This window comes from Domibacillus enclensis (assembly GCF_900156125.1).
Taxonomy (GTDB): domain Bacteria; phylum Bacillota; class Bacilli; order Bacillales; family Domibacillaceae; genus Domibacillus; species Domibacillus enclensis.
In genome coordinates this window covers 528,480-554,531 of record NZ_FTLX01000002.1, presented here as the reverse complement: position 1 = coordinate 554,531, position 26,052 = coordinate 528,480, and the positions used below count along the sequence as shown (strand labels likewise).

Below are 26,052 nucleotides of genomic sequence, written 5' to 3'. Positions count from 1 at the left end.
AAACGATCACTTTAAGAGGTGAATGCTACATCAATTCATTTTTACAAGAGTCTCTTTGAAAAGCTTTTCTAGCATTCTTTGGTTATAAACCGATTGAATCATGGCATTCATATACTGTTCTTTTTTCATTTCATTGCACTTCCACGAAAATCCTCTAACAGAAGCAAATGCGTGGGTAAATAAACGAATCGTACGCCCATTTCCTTCTCTAAAAGGGTGAATAATATTTAATTCACTTTTAAAATAAGCTAATCGGTCGGCAGCCTCTTCAATGCTTTACCAATGCTGTTCGATCATCAAATCCCTAAGTAAGCGCTAATATTCGCTTGTGATATATTGAGCCTGACAAAACCTTGTACTCCCTTTCATCAGTTGCACATCTCGGATCTTCCCTGCGAATGTGTATATATCTTGAAATAAATGACCATGTAAAGAAAGCAAGGATGGCAAATCAAAGTTTAGTAATCTAAACTCACCTTTCTCAAACTGCAAACTTCTAACAGTAAATGCATATTGCTCAGCTATTTCAAGTTCATCAGCATTTTTAATTCCTAACTTATTCTGCTGTAATAAATACTCTTCATTTTCACCAACATTATTTTTGCCCAAGCTTGATCACTTCTTTAATCATAGCTGGTGTTATGTTTTTTCCGCTATTTACCGCGTCAATAGCACGTAATTCCACCTTTTCATTTATGGTGAAGTTTTCTAATTTTAAATTTTTTTCAACACGCTTATACATATCAGAATTAAGGCTGATCTTATCCAAGTAGAACCCTCCCATATTAATGATCGAATTCAATTTTCTCTTCCTTATATTATATCATGCATGAGTCACTTTATCCTTCTTTCTCCAAAGTGAGAAACGGTGTCCATCCCCAGCCCATACTAAAGCATTAAAGAAAAACAGCACTTCGTCATGTAGAAGCGCTGTTTTACCATACTTTATCCCTTCACCGTGCGACACTTTAGCGGAGCGGGGGACTGACACCACAAAAAAAGCCCCACCTATACAGGCAGGGCTTTTCGTTAAAATATGGAGACGGCGGGAGTCGAACCCGCGTCCAAAGGCAACGGCACTTAAGCGTCTACGGGCGTAGCTGCACTACTTAAGTCTCGCCGGATGAACTGCCGTACAGCAGGCGTTTCAACCGGCCAGCCTGATTGGTCTCTTCTCTCATCCCCAGGCGGAGGAATCAAGCGTAGTCCGTTAAGAGTGAGCCCCGTACCCGACTGCACGGACAACAGCGGAGGGAGCACAGGCTAACCTAAATTTAATTAGGCAGCTTGTAGTTGTGGTTGTTGTTTGCCAGTTATTATAGGCAAGTGCGTTTTGACAGAGCCGACCCTCTGGCCCGCAGCCTAAGCTCGAACTACCCCTGTCGAATCCGTAACGTCCCCTTGTTAAAAGGGTGTCCGTCCGGAGCGTGGTGCTCAGTTTTTAGACAAGATTTATTATAACGCAATTTGCAGAAAGACTCAACCCTTTTGCCTGTCGCGGAATGCGCGTTCAATGTCCCGCTTTGCTTCCTTCTGCTTCAAGTCTTCACGCTTGTCATATTTCTTTTTCCCACGAGCGAGACCGATTAACAGCTTGGCGTAGCCATCCTTTAAATAGAGCTTCAGCGGCACGATCGAATAGCCTGTTTCTTTTGTGTCGCCGATCAGTGAATTAATTTGCTTCCGGTGCAGCAGCAATTTTCTTGTCCGCAGCGGCTCGTGGTTGTGAATGTTTCCTTGCTCATACGGGCTGATGTGCATGTTATGGACGAATAATTCACCATTCCGGATGCGGGCGAATGAATCTTTTAAATTCACTCGTCCCGCACGGATTGCTTTAATTTCCGTGCCTAGCAGCACAAGGCCCGCTTCATACGTTTCTTCGATAAAGTAGTCGTGGCGCGCTTTTTTATTTTGCGCAAGCACTTTTCCTTCTCCTTTTGGCATGGGCGGCTCCTCACTTTCTTACTTGCGTTTCTTTTTCTTTGGAATGCCTTCGTAAAACTTCCGCTTTTTCTTTTTCTTCGGCGGCTGGTTGGACCATTCGCCGCCTGTCTCCTTTAAATCCGGACGGGCAGGCTTTTTGACGGGTTTTTCTTCTTTTTTCATGATTTGCGCTTTTTTGCCTCGGCTGCGCGGTTTTTTGTCTGCCTTCACGTCATTGCGATTTGCTCGTGTGCGCTGCTTTTTCATGCCGACAATTTCAAAGTCAACGGACTGCTCTTCTTTGTTGACGTCGCGGACACGAACGGTAATTTCATCGCCAATGCGGTAAACACTTCCCGTCCGCTCACCGATCATCGCAAAATGCCGCTCATCGTACCGGTAATAATCATCGGTTAAATACGAAACGTGCACAAGGCCTTCGATCGTATTTTCAAGCGCCACAAACATACCGAAATTCGTGACCGAACTGATGACTCCATCGTACTCTTCACCGATTTTGTCAAGCATATACTCGGCTTTTTTCAGTTCATCTGTATCCCGTTCAGCATCAACGGCGCGTCGTTCCATGCTCGACGTATGATCGGCAATTTCCGGAAGGCGGGCATCCCACTTAGCCTGTGTCGGCTGTGACAGATCACCGTTAATTAAATACGTGCGGATGAGGCGGTGCACAATTAAATCCGGGTAGCGGCGGATCGGCGACGTAAAGTGTGTGTAGAACTCAGCCGCAAGACCAAAGTGACCAAGGTTGTCAGCGTTGTATTTCGCCTGCTGCATCGACCGGAGCATAACTGTTGAAATAACACCCTCCTCCGGTGTCCCTTTTACGCGTTCAATGATTTCCTGAAGCGCCCGTGGATGAACAGAGTTGGCTGTGCCTTTCACGTTCAAGCCAAAGTTGGTCAGAAATTCAAAAAAACGCTGGAGCTTGTCTTCCTTCGGGTCTTCGTGAATCCGGTAAATGAACGGGACATCCATCCAGTGAAAATGCTCCGCCACCGTTTCATTGGCTGCCAGCATAAATTCCTCGATCAGCTTTTCCCCGACCGAGCGTTCCCGAATCACGACGTCTGTCGGGTGTCCGTCTTCATCGACAAGTACCTTCGCTTCTTTGAAGTCAAAGTCCACAGCACCGCGCTCCGTCCTTTTTTGGCGCAGGATGGCTGCCAGCTCTTCCATTCGTTCAAATAAGGGAACGAGCGGCTCGTATTTCGTGCGCAATTCCTCATCCTGTTCCGCCAGTATGCGGTTGACATCTGAATACGTCATTCGTTCCGTTGTACGGATGACACTGTCAAAAATTTCGTGGCTGACTATTTCACCGTTCGGGCTGATTTCCATTTCACACGACATCGTCAAGCGGTCTACTTTCGGATTTAATGAACAGATGCCGTTTGAGAGTCGGTGAGGGATCATCGGAATTACCCGGTCAACAAGATACACACTTGTGCCCCGCTCATATGCTTCCTGATCAATCGGTGAATTTTCCGTCACATAGTGGCTGACGTCGGCAATATGAACACCGAGCTTGTAGTTGCCGTTATCGAGCTTTGTGACGGTTACAGCGTCATCAAGGTCCTTAGCATCAGCGCCGTCTATTGTGACAATCACTTCATCACGGAGATCGCGGCGGTTCTGAATGTCTTTCGGATCAATTTCATCAGGGACGGCATTTGCCTGCTCCAATACAGCATCGGGAAATTCCTGCGGCAGCCCGTGCTTGTAAATAATCGACATAATGTCCACGCCGGGATCATTTTTATGGCCGATAATCTCTTTTACTTCGCCTTCTGCCGCCTGTCTTCCTTCCGGCCAGCGGGTGATGTGAACAACGACCTTGTGCCCATCAATCGCACCAGCCGTTTTTTCTTGCGGAATAAAGATGTCGGCGGTGAACTTTTTATCATCTGTTTCCACAAATCCGAAGCTTTTTTTGTCAACGAACGTGCCGACAATATCCGTCTGGCCACGCTCTAAAATGCGGACGACCGTTCCTTCACGCCGTGTCCCGCTCGGATCTTCTTTTGTTACCCGAGCAAGAGCCGTATCGCCATTAAGCGCCCCGTTTGTTTCATGCGGCGGAATAAAAACATCATCCATTCCCTTTTCTTCCGGAAGCAGAAACGCAAATCCTTTTGCGTGTCCGGAAATTTTCCCGCGCACGAGATTCATTTTTTCCGGCAGTCCGTAGCGATTCGCACGGGTGCGGACCACGAGACCCCGCTCCTCCATATAAACGAGCGATTTTACAAAGTCTCGAAACCCTTCCGATCCTTCAATGCCTAAAACTTCTTCGAGCTCCTGAACGGTCATCGGCTTGTATGATTCTTCCTTCATGTATGTCAATAACCGGTCAACAATTTTTTCTATGTGCTGATCCATGCGAATCCGCCTCCTCTGTGGCTCCGTTTACACTGTCCAGTCAAGCTGTTCAAGAAATTCGAGTATGTCCTTATGAAGCTGCTCTTTTTCCTTATCAAGTGTAATGACGTGGCCGGATTGTTCATACCACTTCAGCTGCTTCTCATCAGTTTCGACGCCTTCATAAATAATGTTGGCGCTGTTTGTATCGATCATCTGATCCTGCCGTGCCTGCACAACGAGAACAGGAGCGTATATGTGATCAATATGGTTTCTAACATCTTGAACAAGGTCACGAAGCGCGTTTAATGTATTCATCGGTGTTTGCTTAAATGCCTTTATTTCTTCTTCAATAATGTCAGCGGATTTTCCTTCAAACTTTTTAAATCCCCGCGCGTATTCCACCACTCCATTGTACATCGTTTGTTCGTCTTTCATCGTCATTGGTGCACACATTGGAACAATACCCTTTACAGGCTTAGTATAACCGAGTTTCAAGCTAAAAACACCACCGAGCGACAGGCCGCAAACGGCGATTTCTTCATACCCGAGATCAACAAGATGCTGGTAGCCATTCAAGGCGTCCTCCCACCAGTCTTCAGGCCCTGTTTTCACAAGCTCCTCCGGCGGCACAGCATGTCCTTTGTAATGAGGTGCGTGTGACGTGTAGCCATTTTTCTCAAGGAAACGGCCAATCATGCGCACGTCCGATGAATTTCCCGTAAATCCGTGCAGCAGCAAGACAGCACGTTTTCCTGCTTCAAAAGTAAACGGTTCTGGCAATGTTAATTTCATTTTTATCGTTCCTTTCGTTATATCTCCATACAAAAAAGGCGATTCAGCCGAATCGCCTTTTTAATTACAAACCAAAGTAAGCAAGCGCAATGGTTAAAACGAAAAACAAGACAGACAACACGACGGTTAAGCGATGCAGCACAAGATCAAGACCCCGCGCTTTCTGTTTTCCGAATAACTGCTCTGCACCACCGGAAATCGCACCGGAAAGCCCTGCGCTTTTTCCTGATTGCAGCAAAACAACCGCGATGAGCGAAATCGCTACAATCACGAGCAGTACAATAAGCACTGTATGCAACATAATGTTACCCTCCATTAAAGACGAACTCATAGTTAAGAACATTGTACCATATGAGGAACACATACGCAAAAAAGCCCGGCGGCGACCGGGCTTTTTTCTAGCTTCCGCAAGGCAAGATGCAGCAGGCAACCCCCTTAAGATCACCTGTCTGCATGCTGCCGCTGCTTTTCTTTATGTTAGAAGCAATTATTTTTTCAAGTTGTAGAACGTGTCATTTCCAAGGTACTGTGCAAGTTCAGCCAGGTTATCTTCAATGCGAAGAAGCTGGTTGTATTTCGCTACACGGTCTGTACGAGACGGTGCACCTGTTTTAATTTGGCCAGCGTTTGTTGCAACAGCGATATCCGCAATTGTTGCATCTTCTGTTTCACCAGAACGGTGAGAGATAACCGCTGTGTAGCCTGCACGTTTTGCCATTTCGATTGCATCAAATGTTTCAGTCAATGTACCGATTTGGTTTACTTTGATGAGGATTGAGTTGCCTACCCCGTTTTTAATGCCTTCAGACAATTTCTTCGTGTTTGTCACGAACAAGTCATCTCCAACAAGCTGAACACGGTCGCCAAGGCGCTCTGTCAATAGCTTGTGGCCATCCCAGTCGTTTTCGTCCAAACCGTCTTCGATTGAAACGATTGGGTATTTGTTTGCCATTTCTTCGTACCAGTCAACCATTTCAGCCGATGTTTTCACAACGCCCTCACCTGAAAGATGGTATTTGCCGTCTTCTTTGTTGTAGAACTCAGAAGAAGCAGCATCCATAGCCAATTTGATTTCTTCGCCTGGCTTATAGCCTGCTTTTTCAATTGCTTCAATGATCGTTTGAAGAGCTTCTTCATTTGAACCAAGGTTTGGTGCAAATCCGCCTTCATCTCCAACCGCTGTGTTCAAGCCTTTTTCATGAAGAACGGCTTTCAGGTTGTGGAAGATTTCTGCGCCCATACGAAGCGCTTCTTTAAATGTAGGCGCGCCTACAGGCATGATCATAAATTCTTGAATGTCAACGTTGTTATCTGCATGCTCGCCGCCGTTTACGATGTTCATCATCGGAACTGGAAGCTGCTTGCCGTTTACGCCGCCAAGATATTCATAAAGGTAAACGCCGTGGTAGTCTGCCGCTGCATGAGCAACTGCCATCGATACACCAAGAATGGCGTTGGCGCCAAGCTTGCCTTTGTTTTCTGTACCGTCAAGCTCAATCATTGCTTTATCGATGCCGATTTGATCTGTCACAACAAAGCTGCCCACGATTTCTGGTGCAATCACTTCATTTACATTTTTAACAGCCTGCTCAACACCTTTGCCAAGGTAGCGGCCTTTATCGCCGTCACGAAGTTCTACTGCTTCGTATTCACCTGTAGAGGCACCTGATGGAACAAGTGCGCGGCCGAATGCGCCTGATTCTGTGTATACTTCTACTTCAATCGTTGGATTGCCGCGTGAGTCAAGTACTTCGCGTGCATAAACGTCTGTAATTACTGGCATGGTTTAGTCTCTCCCTTATTTTTGGATTAATGATGTTCCAGTCATTTCAACTGGCTGTTCCACGTTCAATAAATCAAGCATTGTTGGAGCCAAATCGCCCAGGATTCCTCCATCGCGCAGTGTTACGCCCTCTTTTGTGACTATCACTGGCACCGGATTCGTCGTATGAGCGGTCATTGGGTTTCCATCAACCGTGATCACTTCATCGGCATTGCCATGGTCAGCTGTAATAATCGCTGTGCCGCCCTTTGCCAAGATTAAGTCTACCACTCGCCCTAAGCATTCATCAACTGTTTCCACCGCTTTAATAGTCGGTTCAAGCATTCCAGAATGCCCAACCATATCCGGGTTGGCAAAGTTTAAGATGATCGCATCCTGCTTATCGCCTTCAATTTGAGCAAGCAACGCGTCCGTCACTTCATAAGCGCTCATTTCTGGCTGCAGGTCGTATGTTGCGACTTTCGGTGAGTTCACTAAAATGCGTGTCTCGCCCGGAAATTCTCCTTCACGCCCACCGCTCATAAAGAACGTAACGTGCGGATATTTTTCCGTTTCTGCAATACGGAGCTGACGGAGATTATGATTTGAAAGCACTTCTCCAACCGTATTCGTTAAATCCGTTTTGTTGTACGCAATCACGCCTTTTACAGTTCCTGAATAAGGCGTCATGCACACGAAGAACAAGTTTTTCGGAAGGAACTCTCCACGGTCGAAGCCTTGAAATTCTTCATTTGTAAAGACATTCGCCAATTGGATCGCGCGGTCCGGACGGAAGTTAAATAAAATAACAGCGTCGTTATTCTGCACTTTCGCTACAGGCTGGCCTTCCTTATCCGTGATCACCGTCGGAACGAAAAATTCATCTGCTACACCTGCCGCATAAGAAGCTTCCAGCGCTTCTAGCGGATCATGAAACTTCGGTGCATCGTTTTGCGCAATCGCATCGTATGCTTTTTGCACACGATCCCAGCGGTTGTCGCGGTCCATTGCGTAATAACGCCCTGAAATGGTCGCAAACTGCCCAACACCCAGCTCGTCCATTTTCGACTGTACGTCTTCAATATACCCTTTGGCTGTTTTCGGACCTACATCCCGTCCGTCTAAGAAAGCGTGAACGTATACTTTTTCAAGGTTTTGCTGTTTCGCAAATTCAAGAAGTGCTTTTAAATGGTCAATATGGCTATGTACACCGCCATCAGAAAGCAAGCCGAACAAATGTAGGGCTGTGCCGTTTTCTTTCGCATAAGCTGCCGCTTTTAAAAACTGCTCATTTTGAAAAAACTCTCCATCGCGAATCGCAATGTTGATGCGCGTTAAGCTCTGGTACACAACACGCCCTGCTCCAATGTTCATGTGGCCTACTTCTGAATTGCCCATTTGTCCGTCCGGAAGACCCACCGCTTCGCCGCTTGCTGTTAGCTGTGCATGAGGGAATTGATTCCAGTAACGGTCGAAATTCGGCTTATTAGCCTGTGCGACCGCATTTCCGCTCGTTTCCGCCCGGCAGGCGAACCCGTCGAGAATAATGAGCGCAACCGGTCCTTTAGCCATTGTTTACAGCCTCCAGTAAAGCAAGGTATGAAGCCGCGTCCAGGCTCGCGCCGCCGACTAATGCGCCGTCGATGTCTGGCTGTGCCATATATTCAGCAATATTTTCAGGCTTTACACTGCCGCCGTATTGAATGCGGACTGCATCTGCCGCTTTATCTGAGTAAAGACCGCGAACGGTTTCACGGATTTCTTTGCACACTTCATTCGCATCAGCTGATGAGGATGATTTGCCTGTACCGATTGCCCAAATTGGCTCATAGGCGATAACAGATTCGCTCACTTGCTCTTCAGACAATCCGTCAAGCGCTGCTTTAATTTGGCCTGAAACAAATGCATTTGTTTCACCAGCTTCACGCTGTTCCAATGTTTCGCCGCAGCAGATAATTGGCGTCATGCCATGGTTAATAATCGCTTTTGCTTTTTTGTTTACTGATTCATCAGTTTCGGCAAATAGTTCACGGCGTTCTGAGTGGCCGATAATGACATACTCTACACCAAGGTCTTTTAATGCTTTCGGGCTTGTTTCGCCAGTGAATGCCCCATTGTCTTCAAAGTGAGCATTTTGCGCACTGATTTTCAGTTCTGTTCCTTTTGCTGCTTCTACAAGCTGACCAAGAAACAGCGCCGGAGAACCAATCACACTGTCTACTTTTTCTGAAGATGGTACTTTCCCTTTTACATCGTTTGCGAATTCAAGTGCTTCGCCAAGCGTTTTATTCATTTTCCAGTTTCCTGCAATAATTGGTTTACGCATGAATAAATCTCCCTCCAACTTTTAACATTACTTGTCGTCTAGTGCTGTTACGCCCGGAAGTTCTTTGCCTTCCATAAACTCTAATGATGCACCGCCGCCTGTTGAAATGTGGCTCATTTGATCAGCAAGATTGAATTTCTCAACTGCTGCTGCCGAATCACCGCCGCCGATCACGGAATAGGCATTAGACTGTGCCAGCGCTTCTGCCACGCCTTTTGTTCCTTTAGCGAATTTATCTAATTCAAATACGCCCATCGGTCCATTCCAGATGACAAGCTTCGAGTTCTTAATCGTTTCAGCATACAGTTCGATCGTTTTTGGACCGATGTCAAGTGCTTCCCAGTCAGCCGGGATTTCATCGATTGGTACGATTTTTGTGTTTGCGTGCTCACCAAAATCATCCGCTACCGTTACATCTACCGGCATTAAGAATTTAACACCTTTGTCCTCTGCTTTTTTCATAAACTGCTTTGCAAGATCGATTTTGTCTTCTTCAAGAAGAGACTTGCCGACTTCATGGCCAAGCGCCTTCACAAATGTGTAAGCAAGACCGCCGCCGATAATCAAGTTGTCGACTTTATCTAGAAGGTGATCAATGACACCGATTTTGTCTTTTACCTTTGCCCCGCCGATAATCGCTGTGAATGGGCGTTCCGGATCCGACAACGCTTTGCCGAGTACGTCCAATTCTTTTTGAACTAAAAGACCCGATGCAGACGGAAGGAATTTCGCAATGCCTTCTGTTGAAGCGTGCGCACGGTGAGCCGCACCAAATGCATCATTTACATACACATCAGCAAGTGCTGCGAATTCTTTCGCAAGCGCTTCGTCGTTTTTCTCTTCGCCAGGGTAGAAACGAACATTCTCAAGAAGTAAAACGCCGCCTTCATTCAACTCAGCAATCGCTGCCTGAACGCTTTCTCCGTATGCTTCGTCCACTTTCACGACAGGCTGGCCAAGCAATTCTTCCAAACGCTTGCCGGCAGCTGTCAGGCGCATTTCTTCATTGACTTCACCTTTTGGACGGCCAAGATGGCTCGCTAAAATGACTTTTGCACCTTGCTCAGATAAATATTGAATCGTCGGAAGTGCCGCACGAATGCGTGTATCATCTGTCACTTCTCCATCCTTCATCGGCACATTGAAATCAACACGGCAAAAAACGCGTTTGCCCTTCAGATCCAGATCTTTAATCGATTTTTTGTTCATTGAGAAGACCTCCATATCATTGGTTGACAGACAAAAAAAAGGGAGCGGGGATTGAATCCCGCTCCCCGTTTCACCTTTTCATTATAGATGGTGAACTGTTGATTTCCAAGCCGAAGCCTGAAAAACAGCGTGTTTTAAATTAAAGACCTTTTTTCGCGATGTAGTCAACAAGGTCAACAACGCGGTTTGAGTAGCCGTTCTCGTTATCGTACCAAGAAAGAACTTTAATCATGTTGCCTTCCATAACCATTGTTGAAAGAGCATCGATTGTTGAAGAAGCTGTTGAGCCATTGTAATCAGAAGATACAAGCGGAAGCTCAGTGTAAGCAAGAATGCCTTTCAAATCGCCTTCAGCTGCTTCTTGAAGCGCTGCATTTACTTCTTCAGCTGTTACATCTTTCTTCAATTCAGCAACAAGGTCAACAACAGATACGTTTGGAGTTGGAACACGCATTGCCATACCGTTTAGTTTGCCTTTCAATTCAGGAAGCACAAGAGAAACGGCTTTCGCTGCACCTGTAGATGTTGGGATCATGTTCTCAGCTGCTGCACGAGCACGACGGTAGTCAGAGTGCGGCAGGTCAAGAATTTGCTGGTCATTTGTGTAAGAGTGAACAGTCGTCATCATTCCGCGAACGATACCGAATTTTTCGTTCAATACTTTTGCAAATGGAGCCAGGCAGTTTGTCGTACAAGATGCATTTGAAATAACCTGGTGGTTAGCTGCATCGTATTTATCTTCGTTAACACCCATAACGATTGTGATATCTTCATCAGATGCCGGAGCAGAGATGATGACTTTTTTCGCTCCGCCTTCAAGGTGTTTCGCAGCGTCTGCACGCTTCGTGAAACGGCCAGTTGATTCTACAACAACTTCTGCGCCGTTTGCTCCCCAAGGAATTTGAGCTGGATCGCGTTCAGCTGTTACTTTTACGCGCTCGCCGTTTACAACGATTGTATCGCCATCAACTGTTACGTCTGCGTCAAGTGTGCCGTGAACTGTATCGTATTTCAATAGGTGTGCAAGCATATTTGCATCTGTAAGGTCGTTGATTGCTACTACATCAACTTCCGGATTTTTAAGTGCTGCGCGGAATACGTTACGTCCAATACGTCCAAAACCATTAATACCAATTTTTACTGCCATGAGTGTTTTCCTCCTCAAATTTGTTTATCAAACCGCCAGTCCATTTTGAACTGCCGGGTGTTCGCATTAAGTTATTCCTGGTCAAGCAATTCCCGTGCCGCTGCTTCATCCGTCACAAGAATATCAAGCTTCGGTGATCCGTTTAAATATGAACGAATCGCTTTTCCTTTTGATGCACCGCCTGCTGCCGCAATCACGACTTTTGCATGCTGTAAATCTTCGAGTTTCAAGCCGATTGTTGATAATTTTTGAATCACTTCGCCTTCCTTGTTGAAGTAGTAGCCAAATGCTTCTGCTACCGCTTCCTGACTTTCGAGCATTGACAGTTCAGCTTCCGGCGACTTCCGGCGTTTTGCCATTGAGATCGCATTGCCGATCCCATGAAGAACGATGTCGGCTGACTGAATCATGCTAACGGCTTCCTTGATGGCCGGCTCCTGCAGCAAGGACTCACGCACATCCGGGCTAATCCGCTCCGGGGCGTACAGAACACGGTGTGAACCGTTTGTACTTTGTGCCATTAATGCGGCGACGGTATTTGCTTCATTGCGGACATCATCGCCAATTCCGCCTCGTGCCGGCACAAATAATACGTTCTTTCCTTCTGCGAAATCCGGTTTCATCGTACGGGCCGCTTCAGCCATCGTTGAGCCTCCCGTTACAGCGATGATAGTCTTTCCGCTGAGACGGCTCTTTATACGGCTGACACATGCTTCACCGATGGATTTCTTCACGAATTCCGATTCGTCGCAATTGCCCGGCACAATAACAGCTTCTGATAGATGATAGCGGGATTTTAATTCTTCTGCCATAGAATCAATGCCTTTAAGCTCCAGCATCAGTTCTTCAAGCTCCCTCACAACATCCATACCCGATTCTGTTAATTTCATGCCAGATGCACTGAAATCGAGTAATCCGCGTTCTTTCAAAAACTCCGCTTCGCTTCTGACGACGCGTTCGGTCATACCGAGTGACTGGGCAAGCGTTCGCCGTCCCGCTGTCCCGGCAATCCGGACCGCCTGCAAAAGACGATAGCGTTTTTGCATAATGTCAAGCAGGTCCGGTACGAGCTGCTGTTGAATATTCAAAATTGGTTTCATATTCCGAGCTCCTCTTCGGTCTTTTGGGTTTCATTTCGTCCCAAGCAAAACACTAAGTGTCCCACTCGGCCAAAAAAAATTTCCCTGCTCACAACTTCATTGTAGCAGGGCAGTATTTAAAAATCAACGAAAACAGACCGTTATTTGTTTAAATTATTTGTTAATTTTTCGTTTCAGTTTCATGAAGGCATCGGCGTAATCGACGTGACCGTAAGCAATGATTTCTTCTTCTGCCTGCAAAACAGGAATCATTAATCCGTAGGCTTCCGTCCATTCGTCTTTTTCTTCAATGTTCTTTTCTTGTATGGAAAGGCCCAGGTCATCCGCAATCAGCTGAACGATGAGTTTCGCTTCCTCGCACAGGTGACAGCCCGGCCGTGTGTAAAAATCGATGTTCATAGTCGCTCCTTTATTCGTATCGCTTCCGCTTTGAGGAAGAGGGGATGTTTAATTGCTCCCGGTATTTTGCCACAGTGCGCCTTGAAACCACAAGCCCTTCTTCAAGCAGTGCGGAACAAATCACTTGATCCGATAAAGGCTTTCTCTTATCCTCCCCTGATACTAGTTCTTGAATGCGGACCTTTATTTGACTGGAGGAAGCTCCCTCCCCGTTTTCCTGCGATGCAGTCATCCCGGATGGAAAAAAAGCTTTTAATTCATATGTGCCATACGGCGTCTGCATGTATTTGCCACGGACCGTGCGGCTGACAGTCGATTCATGTATAGATAATTCGTCCGCTACTTCTTTCATCGTTAAAGACTGAAGCGATCCGGGACCTTCGAAAAAAAAGCGGCGCTGCTTTTCCACAATTTTTAATCCAACACGCTGAATCGTCTGCTGACGCTGTTCCAGACTTCTCATCAGCCACTGATAATCCTTTTCCTTTTCCCTCACGAACTGCTTCACTTCTTTGTCTGCATATGAAGCCATTTCATTAAAATATTCTTTTTCGAAAACGACCTTTGGCAAATCGTCATCAAGCAAATGCACGTCAATAACGTCACCTGACAGCGTGACAGAAAGATCCGGACGTACGTAAGAAGACGAACTTTGATGAAAAAGTGCTCCTGGCTTCGGGTTTAACGTTTTAATAAAGTCCGCTGCCTGCTGAATCTCTTTTAATTCCACACTCAGCGCTTTGGCGAGCGGCTTCCATGTTTTGTTCGCAAACGCTGTAAAGTGGTTGCGCAGGATCAATTCTGCCAGGAATGGTGCATCGAGACACCGCTCCGCCTGCAAAAGAAGACATTCCTGCAAATTCTGCGCGCCAATTCCGGCCGGCTCCATCTGCTTAATCTGCTCCATGACAGACCGGACAGCCTGCTCCTTTTCATTCAGCAGACGGGCTGCTTCTTTCTGGCTAATGGCTATATATCCGTTCTCATCCATGTTATCCAAAAGAAAGACAAGGATGCGTTTATCTGTATCAGGCAGGTCGATCAGTTGAAATTGTGTCTTCACGTAATCGGCGATTGTATAGGAGTCATCTGCAATATGCTCAATCCCGCTTTTTTGGGCCGGTTTTTGGGATGATTGAATACGCTCTTTTTTATAAAGCGCTTTCAAATCTGGTTCTTTCAGCTGGATAAATGGGTTCTCCACAGCCTTGACTTCTAAAAACTCCGCCAGTTCCTGCGCAGAGTACTGGAGCAGTGCAATTGCCTGAGTCAGCTCTTGTGTCATAGCAAGCTTCATCGACTGCTGCTGCCAGAGCCCCGGCTTCATCTGCATATTCATCGTATCACTCCCTCAATGTTATTATACAGTTTGGGTGTGTAAAAAAAAAGACCTGCCGCAGCAGGTCTCGCGCTAGCATTATTTGTCTTCTTTTTGAGTGGCTTCGCTGCGTGTAACGATATGATCAACAAGACCATATTCTTTTGCACGCTCAGCTGTCATAAAGTTATCGCGGTCTGTATCACGCGAAATGACTTCAAGCGGCTGGCCTGTGCGTTCTGACAGGATTCCGTTTAATTTTTCACGAAGGAACAAAATGCGTTTTGCTGCAATTTCAATTTCAGTCGCCTGTCCCTGCGCTCCGCCAAGCGGCTGGTGAATCATGACTTCACTGTTCGGAAGGGCATAGCGCTTGCCTTTCGTTCCAGCTGCCAAAAGGAAGGCACCCATTGACGCCGCCATACCGATGCAAATCGTTTGAACATCCGGCTTGATAAACTGCATTGTATCGTAAATCGCCATACCCGCTGTGATGCTTCCGCCCGGGCTGTTAATATAAATAGAAATGTCCTTCTCCGGATTTTCCGCTTCAAGGAACAAAAGCTGGGCTACGATTGAATTGGCTACATTATCATCAATGCCGCTTCCAAGCATAATGATGCGGTCCTTTAATAGTCGTGAATAAATGTCATACGCGCGCTCACCGCGATTTGTCTGTTCAATAACTGTAGGAATTAAGTTCATACTGTGGTTCCTCCTTATGAATAACTGTATTGTTTCACCATCATACAATTCAAGGTCAATGAAGGTCAAACATTATGCTTTCTTCTTTGTACGTTTTCTTCTTTTCCCTTCGAAAATCCTGCTAAACAAGCGTTTTTTTCTTTCTGTGAATATTTTTTCAACTGACTATTGCTTTTCTACAGGGCTTCCTCTATAATCTTAAATTGTACTACAAAACACATGTCCTCGTGGTGCAACGGATAGCACGCAAGCCTCCGAAGCTTGAAATATAGGTTCGATTCCTATCGAGGACGTACCAAAAACCCGCCGTCTTTTTGAAAAGCTGGCGGGTTTTTTCTATGTACGGATAGTTCCTTTATGACCGGTAAAGACGAAGATGTGACTGATAAACGAATTGATCTGACCGGTAAAAGTGTTTTACCGGTCAGATCAGGGCAATTATCGGTCACTTCAGCTGTTATTTGGACTCGATTCTTCCTACCATCTCGTCGCTGCTATACACAAAGAGTCCTGCCTCATTTGGCAGGACTCTTCATTTTTGTTACATCCACTCTTCCCGCTCAACCAGCGCGGCCATCGTATTGACCGCTTCCTCACTGTCACGGCCTTCTGCGCTGATGGTGACTTCTTCGCCATTGCTCAGCGCCAGGCTCATGATGCCCATAATGCTTTTTGCATTGATTTTCTTTCCGTCTTTTTCAAGAAAAATCTCGGCGTTAAACCGGTTGGCTTCTTGAACGAATAGGGCAGCAGGTCTCGCCTGCAAGCCGGATTTCAATTGAACCTGTACTGTTTTTTCTGCCATGCGCGCCACGTCCTTTTTTATTTTTCCAATGCCACTTCACCGGCTCGGATTTTGTCCGCGATTTCATCTATTTTGCGAAGGCGGTGATTGATGCCTGATTTGCTGATGGCAGACCCGGACACCATTTCACCCAATTCCTTTAATGTCACATCCTGATGAAGCACCCTCAGCTCTGCTATTTCACGCAAACGGTCAGGCAAAATGCCGAGTCCGACGGTTTGATCAATAAACTTTATATTTTCGACCTGGCGTAATGCCGCACCGATCGTTTTATTCAAATTGGCAGTTTCACAGTTCACCAGCCGGTTCACTGAGTTTCTCATATCCCGGACGATGCGGACGTCTTCAAAGCGCATAAGTGCACTGTGCGCTCCTGTGATGCTAAAGAAATCGGATATTTTTTCTGCTTCCTTCAAATACGTAATAAACCCTTTTTTGCGTTCGAGCGTTTTGGCGTTTAAGCCGAATGTATTCATAAGCGAGCAAAGTGCTTCATTATGCTCTTCGTACATCGAAAACACTTCGAGATGATAAGAAGAGGTTTCCGGATTATTCACCGATCCTCCTGCCAGGAAGGCTCCTCTTAAATAAGCCCGCCGGCAGCAATCCTTCGCTGTAATCCGGTCAGAAATCTGATAAACAAAGGCAAAACCATCTTCTACAATACCGAGGTCTTCGAGGATGTGCTTTGCTTTTTCTTTTAACCGGACAATATATACATTATTTTTTTTCAAGCGCATTTTCTTTCGGACGAGCAGTTCAACCTGTGCTTCGTAATTCCGTTTAATGAGTACGTAAATACGGCGGGCAATGGCCGCATTTTCCGTTTGAATATTGACGACAAGCTGTCGATTTGAAAAGGAAAGAGAGCCATTCATCCGAATTAATGCGGACAGCTCGGCTTTCGTGCAGCACCCGCTCGTTTCAATCGTCGTCAGTTCCTTTTTTGTTTCTGATGCAAAAGACATCATTATCTACTCCTCTCATGATGTCCGTTTACCGTTTCGGGATGAGGCGCACCAGTATGTCAGCGACTTTCGCCGTATCGTGTCGAATCGCTGAATGCTCAAACGTGAGAATATCATCAAAGATGGCATTCAAGCCAAGCTCCTTCAGCCGATCCACATCGTAAATGACGGGCTTCGCCATTTCTTCTTTGTAAAGCTCTTGTATATCAGCCGGCACCGGCTCTTTGTTCACCAAAATGGTATCCATAAACGCACATTTCATGTGGTCATAAATCGCCCGAACGTGATCAGAGGCGGTGAAATCCAGCGTTTCCCCTGCCTGGGTCATCAAGTTGCAAATGTACACCTTCTTTGCGGTTGATGCACATACTTCTTCTCCAATGCCCGGAACGAGCAAATTGGGAAGAATGCTTGTGTACAAGCTTCCTGGTCCCAATATAATCATATCTGCTTCGCGAATCGACCGAATGGTTTCTGGAAGCGGTTCAATTTTCTCCGGCGTTAAAAACACATGCCGGATTTTTTTGCCGGAGTACGGAATTTTCGATTCGCCTGACACGATCGTGCCATCTTCCATTTCGGCATGAAGCACGACACTTTGATTCGCAGCAGGCAGCACCTTGCCGCGGACATTCAGCACGCGGCTCATTTCCTGAATTGCATGGCCAAAATCGCCTGTAATGGACGACATAGCGGCAATCATTAAGTTGCCTAGCGCATGGCCGGATAATTCGTTATTGGCTGAAAAGCGGTGCTGAAACAGCGATTCAACAAGCGGCTCTACATCTGAAAGCGCCGCGAGAACATTGCGAATATCGCCAGGCGGCGGAATATTCAGCTCGGTGCGGAGCCTGCCTGAGCTTCCTCCATCATCTGCAACGGTGACAATGGCCGTTAAATCGATCGGATGGCGCTTTAAGCCCCTCAGCAGGACAGAAAGACCTGTCCCGCCTCCGATGATCACGACCTTTGGCTGTGGCGTCTCTGTCATGCCTTTGCAGCCTTTCGCTTATCGATATCACGGTGTGTCACCCGCGTTTTGAAGTCATCCTTAAAGTAGTTCGCCAGATACTCAGACAGTGCAACAGAACGGTGCTGTCCGCCTGTACAGCCGATGGCGATCACGAGCTGTGCTTTTCCTTCCATTTTATAATGAGGAATCATGAACGTCAGCAAATCGGTCACTTTTTCTAAAAATTTCTGCGTATCGTTCCACTTCATTACATACTCCGCTACATCCGCTTCAAGACCCGTTCTCGGCCGCATATGCTCAATATAATGCGGATTGGGCAAAAACCGCACGTCAAACACGAGATCTGCGTCAATGGGAAGACCGTGCTTAAAGCCAAACGACATGACATTCACCGTAAACGACGCCTGTTTATTCGGTGAAAATTCCCGCATAATATTTTCACGTAAATCCTTTGGCTTTAGCTTAGACGTATTAACAATCATATTGGCCCGTCCACGCAGATCATTCAGCAGTTCCCGTTCCTGATGAATACCGTCAAGCGGCCGGTCATCACGGGAAAGTGGATGTGTCCGGCGCGTTTCTTTATACCGGCGCACGAGCACTTCGTCTTCAGCATCTAAAAAAAGCACCCGCGGGGCGGCATTCAGTGTTTCCGCCGCTTCGTCAAGGGCGGTTTGCAGGTGGTCGAAAAACTCACGGCCCCGCATGTCCATCACAATCGCTACTTTTTTCAGCTTTTGACCCGAATCCTTCATGAGCGTCAAAAATGGCTGCAGCAGCGTGGGCGGCAGGTTATCCATGCAATAAAAGCCGAGATCCTCAAAGCTTTGCACCGCGACCGTTTTCCCGGCACCGGACATACCTGTTATAATCACAAGCTGCACATCATTCTCCATATTCATTCCCCTTTCTTCACATTCAACTTGGGTCTAAACGATAAGATATTAATTCAAATTCCGGTGTATACGTAAAAGCGCCATATAAAAGACCCGTTCCGTGCACCATGTATTCGAGCAAATGACGATCTCCCTCCGCCATCGGAAGCTCCTTTAATTCTTCAATCGGCTTCCAGTATAAATCCCCTTCTCTTGTCACCGTGAGAGGGCTGCCGTCTGCCTGATCAGCGAAAAAAGTAAACATCATCCATTCGTCCATTACTTTTTCGCCATCTTTAATAATAAAGGTGAAGATTCCCTTCACATTCGGATTTCGCAAATAAAGGCCGGTTTCTTCACGGTATTCTCGAATCACCGCATCACGCACGGATTCACCCGGCTCCATTTTCCCCCCTGGCGCTACCCACCAGTTGCGGCGCGGCTTTTGCATTAAAAGCACTTGTCCGTCTCTCATTAGAACACAATTTGTGACACGCTGCACAATAACACCCCCATCAAACTGCCAACAGATATTTCCTTTATTATAAAGGTAGAGGTGAAGATCCGCAACGGTGCCGGGTGTTCTTTTCGAAAAGCATTCTTCGTTCTCTTTATTCGCGCACAAAAAAGGGACTGCCTCATGCTGAGACAGTCCTGTGTAAAAAAGCTGCAGGGGGCAGTTTGATTACTCTCTTACTATACCACCCGCATATGTCAAAATGATGACGAGAACGTAAAAAGTTGATTACGCTTTGACACCCAGCTCTTCTTTTAATTCTTCAATGAAATGCTGAGCTGCCTGTGCCGCAATACTGCCGTCGCCTGTTGCCGTAACAATCTGACGAAGCATTTTTTCGCGAACGTCACCCGCGGCATATATACCAGGAATTTTGGTTTCCATTTTTTCGTTCGTTACGATATAGCCTTCATCATTCGTGATGCCAAGATCCAAAAATGGCTTCGTTAATGGCACCATTCCGATGTAAATAAACACTCCATCAGCAGGGAATTCGCGCTCTTCGCCGTTTTCCGTTGAAACAAGCGTCACGCCGCCGACTTTGCCGTCTTTTTCGTTGATTTCCTTTACGGTATGGCTCCAGATAAAGTCTACCTTTTCATTGGCAAATGCGCGGTCCTGTAAAATCTTTTGCGCACGAAGCTCATCACGCCGATGCACGATCGTTACTTTTTTAGCGAATCGTGTTAAATAAACGCCTTCCTCCACGGCAGAATCGCCGCCGCCGACGACAACAAGGTCTTTTTCTTTAAAGAATGCCCCGTCACATACCGCACAGTAGGATACACCGCGGCCGCCGAGTTCATTTTCACCGGGCACGCCGATTTTCTTGTACTGGGCACCGGTCGTAATAATGATCGCACGCGCCTTGTACTGTTTAGACCCGGCATTAATGGTTTTGTATTCTTTGCCGTCCGTGATGGATTTAATATCACCATACGCATATTCTGCGCCGAATTTTTTTGAGTGGTCGAACATTTTTGTTGATAGCTCAGGGCCCAAGATGTGATCATAACCCGGATAGTTTTCCACTTCTTCCGTATTGGCCATTTGTCCGCCCGGAACGCCGCGCTCAATCATTAATGTAGACAGATTCGCACGCGATGTATACACAGCAGCGGTCATTCCTGCAGGACCCGCGCCGATAATGATAACGTCATATACTTTTTCTTCAGCTGTCATAATGAACTCTCCTTTATGGTCAAAATAAATACCCTTATTCGTATTTATGAGTTGATACTTTTATCGTACTGAATTTCATTCACTTCGTCTATCATTCTGCTCAAAGAAGGTGTTCTCGAATAAATTTCGCGTATTTTTGCACAGTCGAAACCGATACGCTATATTTTTCCCCGGCTTCCGCCTGGCTAAACGGCTCACCGCGAAGTTTTCGCCAGACGTATTCAACTGCTGCAGCGAGTCCGGCCGGTTTTGACATGTTCACCTTTTGATACTGCAGCTCCAGAAAAATCGAAAACCACATGAGCAGCAGGCCCGCTTCTTCCTTTCGAAGCGGACGAAAGTGCCTGTACAAAATCAAAGCCGTTTCGTGCGCAAGTCTCGTGTTCATTTCAACGAGCAGCGAGTCATCAACCGGCATGCCCAGACTATTCGCCATGTATATCTTTTCATGCGGCTGCAATTCGTCAATATCACAAAAGTCCGGATGCGTCATTACTTCCTTTTGGTCAGCTGACAGCGACAGCAAAAAAAGACCAAAAAGCCGTTCTTCCTCCCGCTCCCCGTTTAAATACGAAACGATTTCTGTCACATTCCGTTCGATTTCATCTGCGCTGCCGGAGGTGCTCCACGGCTCAAGACCTTCTTTTTCAGGGCTGTTGCGGATGACCTTTTCCCAGGCAGACTTTGCGGTTTGCGGATGATTGGTGTGATGTGCGGCATAAGCAAGCCAGTAATAAAACCCCGCTTCTCCTTCAAACCCATTTCGCTGAAGCTTTTTCAGCCAGCGGAACGCATCGTCATACCGGCCGATCAGCGCAAAGGTAGCACCAATTTTAAATTGCTGGTCTGGAATGAGCGGCTGGATTTTCACCAATTGATCCGCTAAATCGTCCAGCTGCTCCTGCTTTTTTTCGTAAAAATAAAACACAATCTTGTTGCAGATCGCATGCAGGTTTCCTGGATTTCGCTCCAGCACATCCTCCAGCACACCGTGCGCTTTTTCAGACTGACCCAGATAAAAATATGCGAGTGCCAAATTGTTGTAGGCCGCCCAGAAATCCGGATATTTCTGCACAGCCTCCTCCAAATGCGCGGCTGCTTTAGCGAAATGCCCGCTTTCAAGCAAATACCTCGACTCCTCCTGCAGCTCCATCATATCGTCCTGCTCAGATAAATCTTCAAACGCCTCATCGCTGTCGAGTGTAATTAAATCCAGCAAATCCTCCGCGTCTTCCTTGTACTCTCCCTGCTTGTCGAGATCAAGATACATTTGAGCGTGCCGGTATGCTTCCTTGAACGAACCGATATGCGCGTAATTATTAGCAAGAAAGTAATGGCACTCCGTCATATGCGGATCAAGGTCTTCTAACACAAAATGGAGCAAGCCGTTTGACTGCTCATAATGACCAAGCTCTGTTTCCACAATGGCGAGCTGGCAGGCAATAACCGGCTCCAGCGGCTCGAGGTCCATTGCCCGTGAAAGATACTTTTTCGCTTTTGGCAAGTCCCTTTTTTCAAGCGACTTCATTCCTTTTATATAATAAAACTCTCCTGTCGGAAAAAACGAGACAACATTCTCTTTTTGATTCCGGCGAATTGAGTCATTCTCCATGAAAATCCTCCGTACGTTCTATATGATTAACTTATGTAGTATATCATACGTACGTTGAGAAAAGTAGGCGCATTTGAATACAAAAAAAGGCTGAAGCATAACAGGGAGGTCAGCCCTTGAATTCGTACGATCTGGTAACTGAAAGCCTTGATTCTTCTTTTTTCTGGAAAAGCACACACAGGGGCTCCGGGCTGCCGGCTCCGCTTTTCTATGTGGCGAACGCTGAACCAGCCCAAAGTGCGTGGCTGTTTCAGCCTGTCCGCTCGTCACATGGAAGTCTCCGCCGGCCCCCCTGCGCCCGTTGCGGTTCTGATAAAACAGGGAGGATATAAAGCTTGAGAACGGCTTGTTTTCAATGTCTAACAAGTGGTTATATAAGAAGACCCTTTTCTTTTTTCACACGAATAATTGAGAGTGGTTTGTTGTTTCGCATTTAGAAAGCTTAATTTTAGGTTCTACCAGCTGCTTGTCCTCCACACTAAGGGCGGCTGGCGCAGGACGGAGACTCGGGAGGGATCAGCGGGGAAGGTGAGATCCACTTTTGGAGCGTCGTGCTCCAAAAGTTAGCTCACCGCCCGGACTTTGCTCGTGCAAGCACGGTAGCTTTGAAAAAGTGGATTTTCACCTGTTTTTCACTGACAAATTCTTTTTTAACATCATGAAAAGCCGGTCTTGGACAAGACCGGCTTTTCTTTCAAGCTGTTATTCTTTATCTTTGCCTTCGTGGCGGCGGGCGAGGACGGATAGGACGTCGTCGAGTGCCAGGTCCTGCTCACGAAGCAGAACGAGCAAGTGGTACAGCAAGTCCGCTGCTTCCCATTGCAATTCTTCCTTGTCGCGGTTTTTGGCCGCAATAATAACCTCGGCTGCTTCTTCCCCGACCTTCTTTAAAATCTTATCGACGCCTTTTTCAAACAAGTACGTCGTATACGCGCCTTCCGGACGGTTTTTCTCGCGGTCTGCGATCACCTGCTCCAGCTGCTGCAAAATGGAGTATGGAAGAGAGACATTGTCATCTCCGTAAAAAGGGGCTTCAAAGCAGCTTGTCGTGCCTTTATGGCAGGCAGGTCCAGCTGGTTCCACTTTTACGACAATCGCGTCCTTATCGCAGTCAAACTGCATAGACACCACTTTTTGCGTGTTTCCGCTTGTCGCGCCCTTGTTCCACAGCTCTTGTCGCGAACGGCTCCAGAACCACGTTTCGCCCGTTTCCATCGTTTTTTGAAGAGAGTCTTTATTCATATATGCAAGTGTCAGCACTTCATACGTTGTTGCATCCTGCACGATCGCAGGGACGAGCCCTTTTTCATCAAATTTCACTTCGTCCATCATCGGACATTCACCTCTGCATTTCGCAAAAATTGTTTGACTTCTCCAACGCCTGTTTCTTTATAGTGGAAAATAGAAGCCGCAAGCGCTGCATCAGCCTTTGCTTCTGTAAACACATCCAAAAAGTGCTGTGCGTTCCCGGCACCGCCTGAGGCGATCACCGGAACCGATACGGCATCACCAACTGCTTTGGTCAGCGCAAGATCGAACCCTGCTTTGCTGCCGTCTTCATCCATGCTCGTCAGCAAAATTTCGCCGGCGCCCCGCTCCACTGCTTCCTCGGCCCAGTCCAGCACAGTACGTTCTGTCGGTGTCCGGCCGCCGTGCGTATACACGCGCCACGTACCGATCGATTCATCATACTTGGCGTCAATCGCAATGACAATACACTGCGAGCCGAAAAACGCGGCACCTTCATTAATTAAAGCCGGATTGTTTACAGCCGCTGTGTTTAATGATACTTTATCCGCGCCCGCACGTAAAATCCGTTTCATGTCGTCGAGTGCGTTAATGCCGCCGCCGACAGTAAATGGAATCGCCAGCTCCGATGCCACCGCCTGCACAACATCGACCATCGTTTTGCGCCCTTCTACTGACGCTGAAATATCGAGGAAAACAAGTTCATCTGCACCCTGCTCATCATACACACGAGCAAGCTCGACCGGATCACCGGCATCGCGAAGCTCGACAAACTGAACGCCTTTTACAACGCGTCCTTCCTTTACATCAAGGCATGGGATGATCCGTTTCGTCATCATTCGCCAGCCACCTCGAGCGCTTCCTTCACTGTAAAACGGCCTGTATAAATCGACTTTCCGCAAATAGCGCCTGACAAGCCCTCTTTCTTAAAGGCCGCCAACGCGCGCAGATCATCCAGTGAGCTGACGCCGCCTGATGCAATCACGCTTTTGCCCGTTTCACGCGCCAGTTCAGCTGTTGCTTCTGTATTCGGTCCCGACAGCATGCCATCGTTCGCAATGTCTGTGAAAATAAAGGTCTCAGCGCCCGCTTCAGCAAATTCTTTTGCCAGGTCAACCGCTTTAACACTGGATGTTTCCAGCCAGCCGTGTGTCGCGACGAAGCCGTCCTTTGCATCGAGGCCAATCGCGATTTTATCTCCATATGTACGAAGCCATTCTTTCACAAGGTCCGGCTCTTTTACCGCAAGGCTTCCGATAATGACACGGTCTACGCCATTATTCAAATAATGAAGGACGTCTTCTTCTGTGCGGATGCCGCCGCCGATCTGTACTTTGGCGTTAAGCTTTTGTGCTGCTTCAATGACAAATGTATCGTTTACGCGCTGGCCATCCTTTGCTCCATCTAAATCAACCATATGAATCCATTCGGCACCCTGCTCCACAAACGATTTCGCCATATCAAACGGTGAGTCGCCGTATACAGTTTCCTGATCATAATCGCCCTGCACGAGGCGGACACACTTGCCGCCGCGCATGTCGATTGCCGGGTAAATAACAAAACTCATAGTAGTTCCTCCGATCGTTCCATCGCTTTCGCAAAATTCGTTAACAGCTGCATGCCGGTTGCGCTGCTTTTTTCCGGGTGAAACTGCATACCGGATACATTTCCCTGCCCGACAACAGCCGGTACCTGCACCCCATATTCCGCACTCGCGAGCAGCGCTTGTTCATCGATGCCGTCCGCATAATAAGAATGTACAAAGTACACATAGCCGTCCTGAATGTCATGAAGAACCGGTGCCTCCTGATGGAAATGAAGCTTGTTCCAGCCCATGTGCGGCACCTTCAGGCGTTCTCCGTTTTGATCACGGTCCGGAATGCGTACAATCCGTCCCTTCAGCAGTCCCAGCCCTTGAAAGCGTCCGTTTTCTTCGCTTTCTTCAAACAGAAGCTGCATGCCGAGGCAAATGCCCAAAAGCGGGCGTCCGCTGTCGACATATTGATGAATAAACTGGTCCAGTTCTTTTTCCTGAAGCCGGGCCATCGCATCTTTAAAGGCACCTACACCGGGCAAAATAACCCCTTTTGTTTTGTTCAGCTCTTCCGGGGAATCGCTGATTATATACGGGACGCCAATCCGCTCCAGTGCCTTTGATACACTGAACAGGTTGCCCATGCCATAATCAATAATGCCGATCATTTACAACATCCCTTTCGTTGACGGTACGCCTTTCACACGCGGGTCAATCGTCACCGCTTCGTCAATCGCACGCGCCATCGCTTTAAAGACCGCTTCAATCATATGATGCGTATTTGTTCCGTAGTGGATAATGACATGAAGATTCATTCGTGCTTCCAGCGCAAATTTCCATAAAAATTCATGCACAAGCTCGGTATCAAATGTGCCGACCTTTTGAGATGGAAAATCAGCTCCGCGAATTTCAAAATGCGGCCGGTTGCTTAAATCGACGACCACCTGCGCAAGCGTGTCATCCATTGGGACGAAAAAATTTCCGTAGCGCTTAATGCCTTTTTTGTCGCCAAGCGCTTCCTTCAGCGCCATGCCAAGCACGATGCCAATGTCCTCTGTTGTATGATGATCATCTACCTCCACATCGCCATCCGCCTTCACCGTCAAATCAAAATGACCGTGGCGTGTAAACAAATCCAGCATATGGTCCATAAACGGGACGCCTGTTTGAATATCCGATTTTCCTTCGCCGTCCACTTCAAAGGCTAAATCAATTTTTGTTTCACCTGTATAGCGTTTCAGTTCCGCATTCCGATTTCCCATTTTCTCC

General features: G+C 47.0%; 28 protein-coding genes, 1 tRNA gene and 1 other RNA gene. 1 reads left to right on the top strand and 29 read right to left on the bottom strand.

Annotation, left to right across the window (positions count from 1 at the left end; genetic code table 11):
• Positions 1–30: 30 nt before the first annotated feature.
• The 17 genes from BW952_RS19865 to clpP form a co-directional block, all read right to left on the bottom strand.
• Positions 31–222: a hypothetical protein gene (locus BW952_RS19865; RefSeq protein WP_414735793.1), complete on the bottom strand. Its 192-nt coding sequence runs from the start codon at positions 220–222 to the stop codon at positions 31–33.
• 93 nt (positions 223–315) lie between these two features.
• Positions 316–609 carry a hypothetical protein gene (locus BW952_RS06500; protein WP_052698402.1) on the bottom strand — a complete coding sequence of 98 codons (294 nt, stop codon included), beginning with the start codon at positions 607–609 and terminating at the stop codon, positions 316–318.
• Entirely contained in the window at positions 596–769 is a 174-nt protein-coding gene (locus BW952_RS19350; RefSeq protein WP_156149410.1) for a hypothetical protein, read from the bottom strand. The genes BW952_RS06500 and BW952_RS19350 overlap by 14 nt, the downstream gene beginning before the upstream one ends.
• 265 nt (positions 770–1,034) lie before the next feature.
• Positions 1,035–1,401, bottom strand: a transfer-messenger RNA (tmRNA) gene (ssrA, locus tag BW952_RS06495).
• A gap of 78 nt (positions 1,402–1,479) precedes the next feature.
• A complete protein-coding gene (smpB, locus tag BW952_RS06490; protein ID WP_045850422.1) occupies positions 1,480–1,947 on the bottom strand; it encodes an SsrA-binding protein SmpB in 468 nt (155 codons plus the stop codon).
• 18 nt (positions 1,948–1,965) lie between these two features.
• On the bottom strand, positions 1,966–4,329 hold the full coding sequence (gene rnr / locus BW952_RS06485) for a ribonuclease R (RefSeq protein ID WP_045850421.1): 2,364 nt from the start codon (positions 4,327–4,329) through the stop codon (positions 1,966–1,968).
• 27 nt (positions 4,330–4,356) lie between these two features.
• Positions 4,357–5,103 (bottom strand): alpha/beta hydrolase, encoded by a 747-nt coding sequence (locus tag BW952_RS06480; protein ID WP_045850420.1) that lies wholly within the window; start codon positions 5,101–5,103, stop codon positions 4,357–4,359.
• A gap of 64 nt (positions 5,104–5,167) precedes the next feature.
• Complete coding sequence (secG, locus tag BW952_RS06475; protein WP_045850462.1) at positions 5,168–5,401, bottom strand: preprotein translocase subunit SecG; 234 nt, start codon at positions 5,399–5,401, stop codon at positions 5,168–5,170.
• A gap of 189 nt (positions 5,402–5,590) precedes the next feature.
• The gene (gene eno, locus BW952_RS06470; RefSeq protein WP_045850419.1) at positions 5,591–6,886 is read right to left on the bottom strand and encodes a phosphopyruvate hydratase; all 1,296 of its coding nucleotides are present in this window, start codon (positions 6,884–6,886) and stop codon (positions 5,591–5,593) included.
• 15 nt (positions 6,887–6,901) lie between these two features.
• Positions 6,902–8,437 carry a 2,3-bisphosphoglycerate-independent phosphoglycerate mutase gene (gpmI, locus tag BW952_RS06465; RefSeq protein ID WP_045850418.1) on the bottom strand — a complete coding sequence of 512 codons (1,536 nt, stop codon included), beginning with the start codon at positions 8,435–8,437 and terminating at the stop codon, positions 6,902–6,904.
• Complete coding sequence (gene tpiA / locus BW952_RS06460) at positions 8,430–9,191, bottom strand: triose-phosphate isomerase (protein ID WP_045850417.1); 762 nt, start codon at positions 9,189–9,191, stop codon at positions 8,430–8,432. The genes gpmI and tpiA overlap by 8 nt, the downstream gene beginning before the upstream one ends.
• Before the next feature lie 27 nt (positions 9,192–9,218).
• Positions 9,219–10,400 (bottom strand): phosphoglycerate kinase, encoded by a 1,182-nt coding sequence (locus BW952_RS06455; RefSeq protein ID WP_045850416.1) that lies wholly within the window; start codon positions 10,398–10,400, stop codon positions 9,219–9,221.
• Positions 10,401–10,539: 139 nt separating this feature from the next.
• Positions 10,540–11,547 carry a type I glyceraldehyde-3-phosphate dehydrogenase gene (gene gap / locus BW952_RS06450; RefSeq protein WP_045850415.1) on the bottom strand — a complete coding sequence of 336 codons (1,008 nt, stop codon included), beginning with the start codon at positions 11,545–11,547 and terminating at the stop codon, positions 10,540–10,542.
• Between the two features lie 71 nt (positions 11,548–11,618).
• On the bottom strand, positions 11,619–12,647 hold the full coding sequence (locus BW952_RS06445; RefSeq protein ID WP_045850414.1) for a sugar-binding transcriptional regulator: 1,029 nt from the start codon (positions 12,645–12,647) through the stop codon (positions 11,619–11,621).
• 153 nt (positions 12,648–12,800) lie between these two features.
• The gene (locus BW952_RS06440) at positions 12,801–13,046 is read right to left on the bottom strand and encodes a glutaredoxin family protein (RefSeq protein ID WP_045850413.1); all 246 of its coding nucleotides are present in this window, start codon (positions 13,044–13,046) and stop codon (positions 12,801–12,803) included.
• A 10-nt stretch (positions 13,047–13,056) separates the two neighbouring features.
• Complete coding sequence (gene rpoN / locus BW952_RS06435) at positions 13,057–14,385, bottom strand: RNA polymerase factor sigma-54 (protein ID WP_231581360.1); 1,329 nt, start codon at positions 14,383–14,385, stop codon at positions 13,057–13,059.
• Positions 14,386–14,463: 78 nt separating this feature from the next.
• Entirely contained in the window at positions 14,464–15,069 is a 606-nt protein-coding gene (gene clpP / locus BW952_RS06430; protein ID WP_045850412.1) for an ATP-dependent Clp endopeptidase proteolytic subunit ClpP, read from the bottom strand.
• Between the two features lie 221 nt (positions 15,070–15,290).
• Here clpP and BW952_RS06425 point away from each other — a divergent pair.
• Positions 15,291–15,362 (top strand) — tRNA-Arg (locus BW952_RS06425).
• Positions 15,363–15,610: 248 nt separating this feature from the next.
• Here the strand turns inward: BW952_RS06425 and BW952_RS06420 are convergent.
• The 12 genes from BW952_RS06420 to hisB form a co-directional block, all read right to left on the bottom strand.
• A complete protein-coding gene (locus BW952_RS06420) occupies positions 15,611–15,874 on the bottom strand; it encodes an HPr family phosphocarrier protein (protein ID WP_045850411.1) in 264 nt (87 codons plus the stop codon).
• A 17-nt stretch (positions 15,875–15,891) separates the two neighbouring features.
• Positions 15,892–16,842: a DNA-binding protein WhiA gene (whiA, locus tag BW952_RS06415; protein WP_045850410.1), complete on the bottom strand. Its 951-nt coding sequence runs from the start codon at positions 16,840–16,842 to the stop codon at positions 15,892–15,894.
• A gap of 28 nt (positions 16,843–16,870) precedes the next feature.
• Positions 16,871–17,833, bottom strand: a complete 963-nt coding sequence (locus BW952_RS06410; protein ID WP_045850409.1) for a gluconeogenesis factor YvcK family protein — start codon at positions 17,831–17,833, stop codon at positions 16,871–16,873.
• Positions 17,830–18,711, bottom strand: a complete 882-nt coding sequence (gene rapZ, locus BW952_RS06405; protein WP_045850408.1) for an RNase adapter RapZ — start codon at positions 18,709–18,711, stop codon at positions 17,830–17,832. Before rapZ ends, BW952_RS06410 begins: the two co-directional genes overlap by 4 nt.
• Before the next feature lie 22 nt (positions 18,712–18,733).
• On the bottom strand, positions 18,734–19,192 hold the full coding sequence (locus tag BW952_RS06400) for an NUDIX hydrolase (RefSeq protein WP_045850460.1): 459 nt from the start codon (positions 19,190–19,192) through the stop codon (positions 18,734–18,736).
• A gap of 243 nt (positions 19,193–19,435) precedes the next feature.
• A complete protein-coding gene (trxB, locus tag BW952_RS06395; RefSeq protein ID WP_045850407.1) occupies positions 19,436–20,389 on the bottom strand; it encodes a thioredoxin-disulfide reductase in 954 nt (317 codons plus the stop codon).
• Positions 20,390–20,489: 100 nt separating this feature from the next.
• On the bottom strand, positions 20,490–22,001 hold the full coding sequence (locus BW952_RS06390) for a tetratricopeptide repeat protein (protein WP_045850406.1): 1,512 nt from the start codon (positions 21,999–22,001) through the stop codon (positions 20,490–20,492).
• Positions 22,002–22,703: 702 nt separating this feature from the next.
• Positions 22,704–23,333: a bifunctional phosphoribosyl-AMP cyclohydrolase/phosphoribosyl-ATP diphosphatase HisIE gene (hisIE, locus tag BW952_RS06385; RefSeq protein ID WP_045851554.1), complete on the bottom strand. Its 630-nt coding sequence runs from the start codon at positions 23,331–23,333 to the stop codon at positions 22,704–22,706.
• Positions 23,330–24,088, bottom strand: a complete 759-nt coding sequence (gene hisF, locus BW952_RS06380; RefSeq protein WP_045851555.1) for an imidazole glycerol phosphate synthase subunit HisF — start codon at positions 24,086–24,088, stop codon at positions 23,330–23,332. The genes hisIE and hisF overlap by 4 nt, the downstream gene beginning before the upstream one ends.
• Positions 24,085–24,816: a 1-(5-phosphoribosyl)-5-[(5-phosphoribosylamino)methylideneamino]imidazole-4-carboxamide isomerase gene (gene hisA / locus BW952_RS06375; RefSeq protein ID WP_045851556.1), complete on the bottom strand. Its 732-nt coding sequence runs from the start codon at positions 24,814–24,816 to the stop codon at positions 24,085–24,087. Before hisA ends, hisF begins: the two co-directional genes overlap by 4 nt.
• Positions 24,813–25,451, bottom strand: coding sequence for an imidazole glycerol phosphate synthase subunit HisH (hisH, locus tag BW952_RS06370; protein WP_045851557.1), 639 nt, complete (start codon positions 25,449–25,451; stop codon positions 24,813–24,815). Before hisH ends, hisA begins: the two co-directional genes overlap by 4 nt.
• Positions 25,452–26,045 (bottom strand): imidazoleglycerol-phosphate dehydratase HisB, encoded by a 594-nt coding sequence (gene hisB / locus BW952_RS06365; protein WP_045851558.1) that lies wholly within the window; start codon positions 26,043–26,045, stop codon positions 25,452–25,454.
• Between the last annotated feature and the right edge of the window lie 7 nt (positions 26,046–26,052).

What these genes read in the sequence shown, in the direction of transcription:
- BW952_RS06445 (WP_045850414.1), bottom strand. Translation starts at nt 12,647, where the DNA reads ATGAAACCAATTTTGAATATTCAACAGCAGCTCGTACCGGACCTGCTT.
- hisB (WP_045851558.1), bottom strand. Translation starts at nt 26,045, where the DNA reads ATGGGAAATCGGAATGCGGAACTGAAACGCTATACAGGTGAAACAAAA.
- clpP (WP_045850412.1), bottom strand. Translation starts at nt 15,069, where the DNA reads ATGAACTTAATTCCTACAGTTATTGAACAGACAAATCGCGGTGAGCGC.
- hisF (WP_045851555.1), bottom strand. Translation starts at nt 24,088, where the DNA reads ATGATGACGAAACGGATCATCCCATGCCTTGATGTAAAGGAAGGACGC.
- hisA (WP_045851556.1), bottom strand. Translation starts at nt 24,816, where the DNA reads ATGAGTTTTGTTATTTACCCGGCAATCGACATGCGCGGCGGCAAGTGT.
- tpiA (WP_045850417.1), bottom strand. Translation starts at nt 9,191, where the DNA reads ATGCGTAAACCAATTATTGCAGGAAACTGGAAAATGAATAAAACGCTT.
- rpoN (WP_231581360.1), bottom strand. Translation starts at nt 14,385, where the DNA reads ATGAATATGCAGATGAAGCCGGGGCTCTGGCAGCAGCAGTCGATGAAG.
- BW952_RS06390 (WP_045850406.1), bottom strand. Translation starts at nt 22,001, where the DNA reads ATGGAGAATGACTCAATTCGCCGGAATCAAAAAGAGAATGTTGTCTCG.
- rnr (WP_045850421.1), bottom strand. Translation starts at nt 4,329, where the DNA reads ATGGATCAGCACATAGAAAAAATTGTTGACCGGTTATTGACATACATG.
- gap (WP_045850415.1), bottom strand. Translation starts at nt 11,547, where the DNA reads ATGGCAGTAAAAATTGGTATTAATGGTTTTGGACGTATTGGACGTAAC.
- trxB (WP_045850407.1), bottom strand. Translation starts at nt 20,389, where the DNA reads ATGACAGCTGAAGAAAAAGTATATGACGTTATCATTATCGGCGCGGGT.
- BW952_RS06410 (WP_045850409.1), bottom strand. Translation starts at nt 17,833, where the DNA reads ATGACAGAGACGCCACAGCCAAAGGTCGTGATCATCGGAGGCGGGACA.
- BW952_RS06480 (WP_045850420.1), bottom strand. Translation starts at nt 5,103, where the DNA reads ATGAAATTAACATTGCCAGAACCGTTTACTTTTGAAGCAGGAAAACGT.
- rapZ (WP_045850408.1), bottom strand. Translation starts at nt 18,711, where the DNA reads ATGGAGAATGATGTGCAGCTTGTGATTATAACAGGTATGTCCGGTGCC.
- BW952_RS06440 (WP_045850413.1), bottom strand. Translation starts at nt 13,046, where the DNA reads ATGAACATCGATTTTTACACACGGCCGGGCTGTCACCTGTGCGAGGAA.
- smpB (WP_045850422.1), bottom strand. Translation starts at nt 1,947, where the DNA reads ATGCCAAAAGGAGAAGGAAAAGTGCTTGCGCAAAATAAAAAAGCGCGC.
- BW952_RS06455 (WP_045850416.1), bottom strand. Translation starts at nt 10,400, where the DNA reads ATGAACAAAAAATCGATTAAAGATCTGGATCTGAAGGGCAAACGCGTT.
- eno (WP_045850419.1), bottom strand. Translation starts at nt 6,886, where the DNA reads ATGCCAGTAATTACAGACGTTTATGCACGCGAAGTACTTGACTCACGC.
- gpmI (WP_045850418.1), bottom strand. Translation starts at nt 8,437, where the DNA reads ATGGCTAAAGGACCGGTTGCGCTCATTATTCTCGACGGGTTCGCCTGC.
- hisH (WP_045851557.1), bottom strand. Translation starts at nt 25,451, where the DNA reads ATGATCGGCATTATTGATTATGGCATGGGCAACCTGTTCAGTGTATCA.
- hisIE (WP_045851554.1), bottom strand. Translation starts at nt 23,333, where the DNA reads ATGATGGACGAAGTGAAATTTGATGAAAAAGGGCTCGTCCCTGCGATC.
- whiA (WP_045850410.1), bottom strand. Translation starts at nt 16,842, where the DNA reads ATGTCTTTTGCATCAGAAACAAAAAAGGAACTGACGACGATTGAAACG.
- BW952_RS06420 (WP_045850411.1), bottom strand. Translation starts at nt 15,874, where the DNA reads ATGGCAGAAAAAACAGTACAGGTTCAATTGAAATCCGGCTTGCAGGCG.